Source organism: Cupriavidus pampae, assembly GCF_914271485.1.
GTDB classification, from domain to species: Bacteria; Pseudomonadota; Gammaproteobacteria; order Burkholderiales; family Burkholderiaceae; genus Cupriavidus; species Cupriavidus pampae.
In genome coordinates, this window is record NZ_CAJZAG010000008.1 from 338,354 (window position 1) to 350,077 (window position 11,724).

The following is an 11,724-nucleotide window of genomic DNA, read 5'->3' on the forward strand; positions in this document are numbered from 1 at the left end:
GCTGCTTAGCGGATGCGCATGCCCGGGACCGCGCCTTCGTGCGGTTCCAGGATCCACAGGCCCGGATTGGCCTTCTCGTCGGCTGCGCTGGCTGCCAGCACCATGCCTTCGGACACGCCGAACTTCATCTTGCGCGGGGCGAGGTTGGCCACCATGACGGTCAGCTTGCCCACCAGTTGCTCCGGCGAGTAAGCCGACTGGATGCCCGAGAACACGTTGCGCGTCTTGCCCTCGCCGAGGTCCAGCGTGAGCTGCAGCAGCTTGTTCGAGCCTTCCACCTTCTGGCAGTCCACGATCTTCGCCACGCGCAGGTCGATCTTCGCGAAATCATCGATCGTGATGGTCTCGGCAATCGGCTCGATGGCCGGCGCGCCCGCGGCGGCACCGGCGTCCGGCGCGGCAGCCTGCAACGAATCGCGATTGGCTTCGAGCAGCGCTTCCACCTGCTTGCCATCGACGCGCGTCATCAGGTGCGAGTACGGCTGCACCGGACGCGTGGCCGACAGCTGCGTGTCGATCGCACGCCAGTCGAGCGGCTCCACATTGAGGAAGCGTTCGACATTGCCAGCCATGGTCGGCAGCACGGGCTTCAGGTACACCGTCAGCAGGCGGAACGCTTCGAGGCAGACCGAGCACACCGCGTGCAGTGCGTCGCGCTTGCTCTCGTCCCGCGCCAGTTCCCACGGCTTCTCGGTATCGACGAACACGTTCACGTTGTCGGTCAGCTCCATCACCAGACGCAGCGCCTTGCTGTATTCGCGTGCCTCGTAGAGCTGCGCGATCTGCGGCGCGGCTTCGCGCAACTGCAGCAGCAGCGGATGCGCGAGCGCGGCTTCATTGACCCTGCCTTCGAAACGCTTGACCAGGAAGCCCGCCGCGCGGCTCGCGATATTGACGTACTTGCCCACCAGGTCGCTGTTCACGCGCGCGATAAAGTCGTCGAGGTTCAGGTCGAGGTCTTCCATGCTCGCGTTGAGCTTGGCGGCGAAGTAATAGCGCAGCCATTCCGGGTTCATGCCCGTGTCGATATAGCTCTGGGCCGTGATGAACGTGCCGCGCGACTTGCTCATCTTGGCGCCGTCAACGGTCAGGAAGCCGTGCGCGAACACATTGGTCGGGGTGCGATGGCCCGAGAAACGCAGCATCGCGGGCCAGAACAGCGTGTGGAAGTACAGAATGTCCTTGCCGATGAAGTGGTACTGCTCGGCGGTCGAGTGCGGGCCCACCCATGCGTCGAAGTCGATGCCACGCTGCTCGCACAGGTTCTTGAAGCTCGCGTAGTAGCCGATCGGCGCGTCGAGCCAAACATAGAAGTACTTGCCAGGCGCGCCCGGAATCTCGAAGCCGAAATACGGTGCGTCGCGCGAGATATCCCAGTCCGACAGCGTGGAGGCCTCGCCGTCGGCACCGAGCCACTCCTGCATCTTGTTGGTGGCCTCGGGCTGCGCGAGGTCCGCCACCCATTCGCGCAGGAACGTCTCGCAGCGCGGGTCGGACAGCTTGAAGAAGTAGTGTGTCGAGGACTTGCGCACGGGCGTGGCGCCCGACACCACCGAATACGGGTTCTTGAGATCGGTCGGCGCATAGGTGGTGCCGCAGACTTCGCACGAGTCGCCGTACTGGTCCTTCGAATGGCACTTCGGGCATTCGCCCTTGATGAAACGGTCCGGCAGGAACATCTCCTTGACCGGGTCGTAGAACTGCTCGACGTCGCGTGCGTCGATCAGGTTCTCGGCCTTCAGCGCCAGGTAGATTTTCTCGCTCAGCACGCGGTTCTCGTCCGAGTCGGTGCTGTAGTAGTTGTCGAACGACACCAGGAAGCTGTCGAAGTCGCGCTTGTGTTCGGTCCAGACGCGGTCGATCAGCTGCTTGGGCGTGATGCCTTCCTTTTCCGCGCGCAGCATGACCGGCGTGCCGTGCGTGTCGTCGGCGCCGACGTAATAGACCTCGTTGCCCATCATGCGCTGGAAGCGGACCCAGATGTCGGTCTGGATGTACTCGACCAGGTGGCCAATGTGAATCTGGCCGTTGGCGTAGGGCAGGGCGGACGTGACGAGGATGCGGCGTGCGGTCATAAAGAGGCCGGTGGTGAAGCAGATGGAAACGGCTATTTTAGCGGATGCGCCGCATCTGGCGCTGCCGGCACGCGCTGCCTGGGGCACCGGAACGCGCAGGGAGGGTCAATGCGCGGGGCAAAAAAAAGCGCCGGTCGATACCGGCGCAGCTTTCCACAACGGAAAAGGAGGAGAAATCAGGTACCGCCCGGGAGGTCAGCCACCTATCGCGAGCCAGCAATCGGCAGCAAGCGGTACCTGAACTCTATGACCCGGTCAGCCCTGAATTGGTTTCAAAAATATTTCGACCCGACGATTCTGGGCGCGTCCGGCCTCGGTGGCGTTGTCCGCCACGGGCTGCGTCTGGCCCCGTCCTTCGGCCGTCAGGCGGTTGCGCGCGACGCCGCGGTCACCCAGATACGCGGCCACGCTCTGCGCGCGGCGTTGCGAGAGCTGCATGTTGTACTGGGCATTGCCGGTGCTGTCCGTGTGGCCCACGACATTGGCCGCTACATCCGGGTGCTGGCCCAGCGTCTGCGACACCTGGTCGAGCACGCTGCGGAACGACGGCTTGATCGAGCTGCTGTCCGTATCGAACGTCACCTGGCTCGGAATATTGACCTTGAGCGAGCCATCGGGCTGCTCGGTGATCTGGGTGCCAGTGCCGGCCGTGTCTTTGTTCAGCTTGCCCCGGATGGCGTTCCAGTTGTAACCGGCGGCGCCGCCCGCGGCAGCACCCACGGCCGCGCCCACGAGCGTGCCGGTAGTGTTGCCGCCAATCAGGTTGCCTAGCCCGGCGCCCACGGCGGCACCCACGCCGCTGCCTACGGCGGTGTGGGTCTGCTGTTCTGTGGCGCAGCCAGCCACCAGCAGAGTGGCGACCAGCGGGACGATGGCGAACTTCGCGTGCATGCTTTCTCCTTAAGAGATTTTTCTCGAATGTAGTACCGACGGCATACCGCATGGTAACGGGGTTTGTACGCGTTCGGATGTCAGTGTTCCGCTTATGACGTGCATATGACCCAGATCCGCCGGCGGGCGAACAGGCGGGGCGATCCGTCGGTGTCAGGCGCACTACAATAGGCATATGCCGCGCCCTGCACAAGCGTGAGAATGTGATAGATGTAAATGTATGTAATCACACACTCACTGTTAAGCTGGCAGCCCTGAACACTTCTGACCCCATACAAGCGGAGACTGTCTTGAGCCTCACCATTGAGCAGGTAACCGAAGCCCTGCGTTCCGTCATCGATCCCAACACCGGCCGCGACCTGGTTTCGTCGCGTTCCGCCCGCAACATTCGCGTGGATGGTGGCGATATTTCCCTCGAAGTGGAGCTTGGTTATCCTGGCAAGAGCCAGATCGAGCCGATTCGCCAGCTCGTGATCGGCGCGCTGCGCAAGTTGCCCGGCGCGGGCAACGTGAGCGTGGCGGTGACCATGAAGATCGTGGCGCACGCGGTGCAGCGTGGCGTCAAGCTGTTGCCCGGCGTGAAGAACGTGATCGCGGTGGCGTCGGGCAAGGGCGGGGTGGGCAAGTCGACCACCGCCGTGAACCTGGCGCTGGCGCTGTCCGCCGAAGGCGCGCGCGTCGGCATGCTCGATGCCGATATCTATGGGCCGAGCCTGCCGATGATGCTGGGCATCAGCGGTCGCCCCGAGTCGACCGACGGCCAGACCATGGCGCCGCTGGAAGGCCATGGCATCCAGGCCAATTCGATCGGTTTCCTGATCGAGCAGGACAACCCGATGGTGTGGCGCGGCCCGATGGTGACCTCGGCGCTGGAACAGTTGCTGCGCCAGACCAACTGGAACGACCTCGATTACCTGATCGTCGATATGCCGCCGGGCACCGGCGATATCCAGCTGACGCTGTCGCAGAAGGTGCCCGTGACCGGCGCCGTGATCGTGACGACGCCGCAGGACATCGCGCTGCTGGACGCCAAGAAGGGCCTGAAGATGTTCGAGAAGGTCGGCATTCCGATCCTCGGCGTGGTCGAGAACATGGCGGTCTACTGCTGCCCGAACTGTGGCCACGTCGAGCACATCTTCGGCGAAGGCGGCGGCGAGCGCATGAGCGCGGAGTACCACGTCGACATGCTCGGCAGCCTGCCGCTGAACCTGTCGATTCGCGAGCAGGCCGACGCGGGCCGGCCGACGGTGGTGGCCGACCCCGACAGCCCGATCGCGGCGATCTATCGCGAGGTGGCGCGCAAGGTGGCGATCAAGGTCGCGGACAAGGCGCGCGACATGACCAACAAGTTCCCGAGTATCGTCGTGCAGAACACCTGATATTCGTGCGACTAGCCACATAGCGTCATGGTTTTGCCCCGGTTTTGCCCTGTTTTAGCCCAGTGCGCGGCGATAGAATCGCGCCCACATTCACCGTAAGGAGGCTTGGCATGAAACGTGTACTTTTCGGTTTGGCAATTGGCGCGGCGGCGGTAGTGGTCGCGGGCTGCGGCAACATGGGTGACAAGAGCACCGCGAGCGCGGAAGCACCGGCGGGCGGCGCGAAGGCCGCGGCGCCACTGGTGGCCAAGAGCGGCACCAACACCGGCGGCCGTGTCACGTTCGACCAGCAGGCCGGCGGCACGCTCGTCACGGTGTCCGTGACCGGCCTCGCGCCGGGCTCCTCGCATGGCTTCCATATCCATGAGAAGGGCGATTGCTCGGCACCGGACGCGATGAGCGCCGGCGGCCATTTCAACCCGACCGGAAAGCCGCATGGCCAGATGTCGAGCGGCGATCATCATGCCGGCGACATGAACAACCTGACCGCCGATGCCAACGGCAACGTGCGCGTGCAGTTCGTGATGAAGGAAGTCACGGTGACGCCGGGCGGGACCAGCGTGATCGGCCGCGCGGTGGTCGTGCACAAGGACCCGGACGATTACCGGACGCAGCCGACCGGCAATTCGGGCGGACGCATCGCCTGCGGCGTGGTCGCGGCATTGTGATTGGCGACTTGAGCCGCGTCGTAAGTCGCTGATATGGTGGCCTTCTCCCGGTGGGGGAGGGCCAGCATCGCCGGTAGTGCCGCGGATGGCTGTACAATCCGGCCTCATCGCGCGGCAGGGGCCGCCAGCCCTCTCTCACTACCTATGAGCATCAAGTCCGACAAGTGGATCCGCCGCATGGCGGAGCAACAAGGCATGATCGAGCCGTTCGAGCCGGGCCAGGTCCGGGAGGAGGACGGCCGCAAGATCGTGTCCTACGGCACCTCGAGCTACGGCTACGATATTCGCTGCGCCGACGAATTCAAGATTTTCACCAATATCAACAGCACCATCGTCGATCCGAAGAATTTTGACGAGAAGTCGTTCGTCGATTTCAAGGGCGATGTCTGCATCATCCCGCCGAACTCGTTCGCGCTGGCCCGCACGATGGAATACTTCCGCATTCCGCGCAGCGTGCTGACCATCTGCCTGGGCAAGAGCACGTACGCGCGCTGCGGCATCATCGTCAACGTGACCCCGTTCGAGCCCGAGTGGGAAGGCTACGTGACGCTGGAATTCTCGAACACCACGCCGCTGCCCGCCAAGATCTATGCGGGCGAGGGCTGCGCGCAGGTGCTGTTCTTCGAGAGTGACGAGATCTGCGAGACCTCGTACCGCGATCGCGGCGGCAAGTACCAGGGTCAGCAAGGTGTCACACTGCCGAAGACCTGATCGCATTACAATGCGGCCCGCGTGGGTCGCGCAGGCCGCCCACGGTCGGCCAGCAGTCCGTCAGTCCGGTAGACGGCCGGGACCTGACGCAAGAGCCACATGTCGCAGCACGGGGGAACTCCCGGCGGCCATGTGGCTCAGTTCTTTCTAAGTCCATTTCTCCTCGAGGACGCCCGATGAAATTCCGCTTTCCCGTCATCATCATCGATGAAGACTTCCGCTCCGAGAACATCTCTGGCTCGGGTATCCGCGCGCTGGCGCAAGCCATCGAGGCTGAAGGCATGGAGGTGATGGGCCTGACCAGCTACGGCGACCTGACGTCGTTCGCGCAGCAGGCCAGCCGGGCGTCGTCATTTATCGTGTCGATCGACGACGACGAGTTCGTGCGCGCCGACGACCAGCCGGAAGCGGCCGCGATCGAGAAGCTGCGCGCGTTCGTCAACGAAGTGCGCCGCCGCAATTCGGACCTGCCGATCTTCCTGTACGGCGAGACCCGCACCTCGCGCCATATCCCGAACGACATCCTGCGCGAACTGCACGGCTTCATCCACATGTTCGAGGACACGCCGGAATTCGTCGCGCGGCACATCATCCGCGAGGCCAAGGTCTATCTGGACTCGCTGGCGCCGCCGTTCTTCAAGGCGCTGATCGATTACGCGCAGGACAGCTCGTATTCGTGGCACTGCCCGGGACACTCGGGCGGCGTGGCGTTCCTGAAGAGCCCGGTGGGGCAGGTGTTCCACCAGTTCTTCGGCGAGAACATGCTGCGCGCCGACGTGTGCAACGCAGTGGACGAGCTGGGCCAGCTGCTCGACCACACGGGACCGGTGGCCGCGTCCGAACGCAATGCCGCGCGCATCTTCGGCTCGGACCACATGTACTTCGTGACCAACGGCACGTCGACCTCGAACAAGATGGTGTGGCACGCCAACGTGGCGCCCGGCGATATCGTCGTGGTGGACCGCAACTGCCACAAGTCGATCCTGCACGCGATCATGATGACCGGCGCGATTCCGGTGTTCCTGATGCCGACGCGCAACCACTACGGCATCATCGGCCCGATTCCGAAGAGCGAGTTCGACCCCGAAACGATCCGCCGCAAGATCGCCAATCACCCGTTCGCGAGCAAGGCCACGAACCAGAAGCCGCGCATCCTGACGCTGACACAGGGCACGTACGACGGCGTGCTGTACAACGCCGAGCAGATCAAGCAAATGCTGACGAGCGAGATCGACACGCTGCACTTCGATGAAGCGTGGCTGCCGCATGCGTCGTTCCACGAGTTCTATCGCAATATGCACGCGATCGGCCGCGACCGGCCGCGCAGCAAGGATGCGCTGGTCTTCGCGACGCAGTCGACGCACAAGCTGCTGGCCGGCCTGTCGCAGGCCTCGCAGATCCTCGTGCAGGACTCCGAGATGCGCAAGCTGGACCGCTATCGGTTCAACGAGGCGTATCTGATGCATACGTCGACGAGCCCGCAGTACTCGATCATCGCCTCGTGCGATGTGGCCGCGGCGATGATGGAAGCGCCGGGCGGTACCGCGCTGGTCGAGGAAAGCATCTACGAAGCGCTCGATTTCCGCCGCGCCATGCGCAAGGTGGAAGCCGACTACGTGGCCGACAACGGCGACTGGTGGTTCAAGGTGTGGGGCCCGGACGCGCTGGCCGAGGACGGCATGGCCGACCGCGAGGAGTGGATCCTCAAGGCCAATGAACGCTGGCACGGCTTTGGCGATCTCGCCGATGGCTTCAACCTGCTCGACCCGATCAAGGCGACCATCATCACGCCGGGGCTCGACGTGGACGGCGAGTTCAGCGAGCGCGGCATTCCCGCGGCGATCGTCACCAAGTACCTGGCCGAGCACGGCATCATCATCGAGAAGACCGGGTTGTACTCGTTCTTCATCATGTTCACGATCGGCATTACCAAGGGCCGCTGGAACTCGCTCGTGACGGAGCTGCAGCAGTTCAAGGACGACTACGACCAGAACCAGCCGCTGTGGCGCGTGCTGCCGGAGTTCGTGGGACGCTACCCGCAGTACGAACGCATGGGCCTGCGCGATCTCTGCGATGCGATCCACAGCGTCTACAAGGCCAACGACGTGGCGCGCGTGACCACCGAGATGTACCTCTCGGACATGGAACCCGCGATGAAGCCGTCCGACGCCTGGGCGATGATGGCGCACCGCGAGATCGAACGCGTGCCTGTGGACGAACTGGAAGGTCGCGTTACCGCGATCCTGCTGACGCCGTATCCGCCGGGCATTCCGCTGCTGATTCCGGGCGAGCGCTTCAACCGCACGATCGTGCAGTACCTGAAATTCGCGCGCGAGTTCAACAAGCTCTTCCCGGGCTTCGAGACCGATATCCACGGCCTGGTGGAAGACGAGATCGATGGCCAGAAGGCGTACTTCGTTGACTGCGTGAAGCAATAACCGCGGCAATAACTGCGGCAATAACCGCGGCAATAACTGCGGCAGTAACCGCGGCAGTAACAGCAGCAAGAGAATCGTCGCGCAAGGCGACGATTCTCATTTTGCGTCGTGCCTGATTTGACGCAAACGTCGGCCAGTTCATCGTTGTCCAGCCCCCGCTCGGGGGCTATTTTTCTTCTTCGTTCAACGCAAGGAGAGTTCCATGGACAAGCAACATTTCAACGTGACCTACCGCGGGCCCGCACTCACCAATGCGGAGATGGACGTGCGCGACCTCGCGCCGGCCCTGCTGGCCTTGAGCGGATTGCTCGAGTCGGCCACGGAGGCGCTCTATCCCGGACGCGCCAGCGCGCAGGTCAAGGTTTGCGGGTTTCGTGACGGCAGCTTCGGTATCGATGTCTCGATCGGCACCTCGATCGTCTCGCGCATGCGCGAGTTCTTTGCCAGCTCGGACGCCTCGGCGCTGGCCAATGCGCTGGCGGTATTGACCGCGCTCGGCTTTATCGCCGAGAAGGGCCGCACCAGCCTGATCGGCACTCTGCGATGGATTCGCAATCGCAAGGTCGAGCGGATGGAGCATGCCGACGGCAAGGCGGTGTTGGAGGTCGACGGCGAGCGTTACGAGATTCCGGAGGATGTCTACCGGCTGATGCAGGACAAGCGGGTGCGCAACTGCCTGCAGAAATTGCTCGACCCGCTTGCGCATCCCGGCATCGAAGTCGTTTCCTTCGGATCCGATGGAAATGTGGCGGCAATCATTACGTCGGATGAAGCAATCTGGTTCACGGGATTGCCGCACGTCGACACGATGATCCGGCAGGAGACGCAGGAAATGACGCTATCGTTTCTGGCCATCAACTTCAGGCCCGAGTTTCACTGGTGGGCGTTCGACGGCCATATGCTTGTGCCCGTGATGATCGAGGATGAGGAGTTCCGCCATCGGGTGGACCACAACCTCATCAGCTTTGCGCGTTGCGATCGGTTCCGCTGCGATGTGCGCGCGACACAGTGGCGGACCGCATTCGGCGTAAAAACCGAATACGAAGTGGTCAAGGTCTGCGCACACATGAGTGCGTCTGGCAGTGCCGACTGGCCTCCGATGGCCTGGCCGGGCAAGGATCTGTTTGGCGATCGGCGCGAGAAAGAGACGTCCACCGAGATGGCATAAAAAACGCCCCGCGATGCGGGGCGTTGGGGGTGCGCGGTAGAACCGTTAGTTTTTCTTCTCGAACTCGAACTGCGGTGCCGCTGGTTCGCTCTCGGTCTGCTGCGGCACGTTGAGGTCCAGCGAGCCTGGTGCGGAGGGTGCCGAAGATGCCGTCGGTGGCGGTACGTTCGCGGCTCCCGGCGCCGAGGGTCCCGATGCCCCCGATGCCCCCGATGCCCCCGAGTCACCACCTCCCCCAAGCGGGATACTGATCTCCGCCGAACTACTGTGTTTCATCGACCCCTTGTCGAGGAACATCGTCACCATGCCCGGCCAGAACATGACCAGCAGCACCATGATCATCTGCAGGCCGACCCAGGGCAGCGCGCCCCAGTAGATATCGGAGCTCTTCACTTCCTTCGGGGCGATGCCGCGCAGATAGAACAGCGCGAAGCCGAACGGCGGGTGCATGAACGAGGTCTGCATGTTCACGCACAGCATCACGCCAAACCAGACCAATGCCGCGGTGGCCGCGGCCTCGGGATTGCCGCCCATCGAGTCGGCGACCACCGGTGCCAGCACCTTGACCGCGACCGGTGCCAGCATCGGCACCACGATAAAGGCGATCTCGAAGAAGTCCAGGAAGAACGCGAGGAAGAAGATAAACAGGTTCACCACGATCAGGAAGCCGATCCAGCCGCCCGGCAGCGAGGTGAACAGATGCTCGACCCACGCGCCGCCATCGACGCCCTGGAACACCACCGAGAAGCAGGTGGAGCCGATCAGGATAAACACCACCATCGCGGTGATGCGCGCGGTGGACTGGTAGGCCTCGACGATCAGCAGGCGCAGGTCGGTCAGCTGACCCGCGCGCAGCAGCAGCCAGATCACCACGAGGTAAGCCACGGCGAGCGGGATGCGGAACGCGTGCGAGCCGAACGCGAAGACGCCAATCGCGGCGGCCACCAGCGTCGCCGCGATGCCGATGCGGTAGACGTTGCGGTCGATGCGGTTGAAGCCCTTGTCGCGGATTACCGCCAGCACCAGCGCGCCGACTGCGCCCATCGCGCCCGACTCGGTCGGGGTGGCGATGCCGAGCATGATCGTGCCGAGCACGAGGAAGATCAGCACCGCGCATGGGATGATGCCGCGCAGGCATTTGACCCACAGCGCCACGCCGCGCAGCGTGCGTGCCTCGGCCGGCACGGGCGGCAGCCAGTCCGGCTTGATACGCGTGAGGACGAACGTGTAGAGCGCGAACAGCGCGATCTGCACGACCGACGGGCCCCAGGCACCGAGGTACATGCTGCCGACGTCGGCGCTGCCCATGGGCGTCTTGAGCTGATCCGCGAGCACCACGAGCACCAGCGACGGCGGCACCAGCTGCGTGATCGTGCCCGACGCGGCCAGCACGCCGGTGGCGTACTTCATGTTGTAGCGGTAGCGCATCATCACGGGCAGCGAGATCATCGCCATCGCGATGACCTGCGCGGCCACGGTGCCGGTAATCGCGCCGAGGATGAAGCCGACGATGATCACCGAGTAGCCGAGGCCGCCGCGCACGGGGCCGAACAACTGGCCCATCGAGTCGAGCATGTCCTCGGCGAGCCCGCATTTCTCGAGGATCGCGCCCATAAAGGTAAAGAACGGGATCGCCAGCAGCAGCTCATTGGCCAGCACGCTGCCGAACACGCGGGTCGGCACGGCCTGCAGGAACTGGATCGGGAAGTAACCCCATTCGATCGCAAGGAAGCCGAACGCCAGACCGACCGCCGATAGCGAGAACGCCACCGGGAAGCCAACCAGCATGAACAGCACCAGGCCGCCGAACATCAGCGGCGGCATGTACTCCAATGGAATCATTGCACGGGCCTCTCGTATTTCGATTCGATGCGCACGAGGCCCTTGAGGGCGGCAAAGCGCTTGATCAGTTCAGAAATGCCTTGCAGCGTGAGGAATGCAAAGCCAAGCGGTACCACGAGCTTGATCGGGTAGCGGGGGAGGCCGCCCGAGTTGCCCGACTGCTCGAGGATCTTCCACGAGGGGAGGAACAGCGAATCCCACGACAGCCACGTGAAGAGGATCGTCGACGGCAGCAGGAACACCACGATGCCGAAGATGTCGATCCAGTGCTGCGCGCGCTCGGACACGTTGCCGTAGATCAGATCCACGCGCACATGCTCGTTGCGCTGGAACGTGTACGACGCGCCGAACATCACCGCGATGGCAAACATGTACCACTGCAGTTCGAGCGGCCAGTTGTCGCTGAGATTAAAGCCGTAGCGGAGCAGGGCGTTGCCTGCGCTGACCAGGCACGACAGCAGGATCATGATGTTTGCAAGTCTGCCTGTGTGCTGGTTCAACCTGTCGATCTGCCGTGACAGACCAAGCAAGTAGTTCATGGGTTGTCTCCCC

The 11,724-nt window shown here is 63.4% G+C and carries 9 protein-coding genes; 5 read left to right on the forward strand and 4 right to left on the reverse strand.

What is annotated here, in order from left to right; genetic code table 11:
- Positions 1-5: 5 nt before the first annotated feature.
- The gene (metG, locus tag LDO41_RS21600; RefSeq protein WP_223991889.1) at positions 6-2,075 is read right to left on the reverse strand and encodes a methionine--tRNA ligase; all 2,070 of its coding nucleotides are present in this window, start codon (positions 2,073-2,075) and stop codon (positions 6-8) included.
- A 255-nt stretch (positions 2,076-2,330) separates the two neighbouring features.
- Positions 2,331-2,966: an OmpA family protein gene (locus LDO41_RS21605; RefSeq protein WP_223991890.1), complete on the reverse strand. Its 636-nt coding sequence runs from the start codon at positions 2,964-2,966 to the stop codon at positions 2,331-2,333.
- 290 nt (positions 2,967-3,256) lie between these two features.
- On the opposite strand from LDO41_RS21605, the gene apbC reads away from it, so the two are divergent.
- From apbC to LDO41_RS21630, 5 genes are all read left to right on the forward strand, one after another.
- Positions 3,257-4,345, forward strand: a complete 1,089-nt coding sequence (gene apbC, locus LDO41_RS21610; RefSeq protein ID WP_223991891.1) for an iron-sulfur cluster carrier protein ApbC — start codon at positions 3,257-3,259, stop codon at positions 4,343-4,345.
- Between the two features lie 110 nt (positions 4,346-4,455).
- On the forward strand, positions 4,456-5,013 hold the full coding sequence (locus LDO41_RS21615) for a superoxide dismutase family protein (protein WP_223991892.1): 558 nt from the start codon (positions 4,456-4,458) through the stop codon (positions 5,011-5,013).
- Between the two features lie 144 nt (positions 5,014-5,157).
- Positions 5,158-5,724, forward strand: a complete 567-nt coding sequence (gene dcd, locus LDO41_RS21620; protein WP_223991893.1) for a dCTP deaminase — start codon at positions 5,158-5,160, stop codon at positions 5,722-5,724.
- Between the two features lie 176 nt (positions 5,725-5,900).
- The gene (locus tag LDO41_RS21625; protein ID WP_223991894.1) at positions 5,901-8,162 is read left to right on the forward strand and encodes an arginine/lysine/ornithine decarboxylase; all 2,262 of its coding nucleotides are present in this window, start codon (positions 5,901-5,903) and stop codon (positions 8,160-8,162) included.
- 202 nt (positions 8,163-8,364) lie between these two features.
- Positions 8,365-9,330 carry a hypothetical protein gene (locus tag LDO41_RS21630; protein WP_223991895.1) on the forward strand — a complete coding sequence of 322 codons (966 nt, stop codon included), beginning with the start codon at positions 8,365-8,367 and terminating at the stop codon, positions 9,328-9,330.
- A 45-nt stretch (positions 9,331-9,375) separates the two neighbouring features.
- On the opposite strand, the gene LDO41_RS21635 is transcribed toward LDO41_RS21630, so the two are convergent.
- Together LDO41_RS21635 and LDO41_RS21640 are read right to left on the reverse strand one after the other, a co-directional pair.
- A complete protein-coding gene (locus LDO41_RS21635) occupies positions 9,376-11,172 on the reverse strand; it encodes a TRAP transporter large permease (protein WP_223991897.1) in 1,797 nt (598 codons plus the stop codon).
- Entirely contained in the window at positions 11,169-11,711 is a 543-nt protein-coding gene (locus tag LDO41_RS21640) for a TRAP transporter small permease subunit (protein ID WP_223991898.1), read from the reverse strand. The genes LDO41_RS21635 and LDO41_RS21640 overlap by 4 nt, the downstream gene beginning before the upstream one ends.
- Between the last annotated feature and the right edge of the window lie 13 nt (positions 11,712-11,724).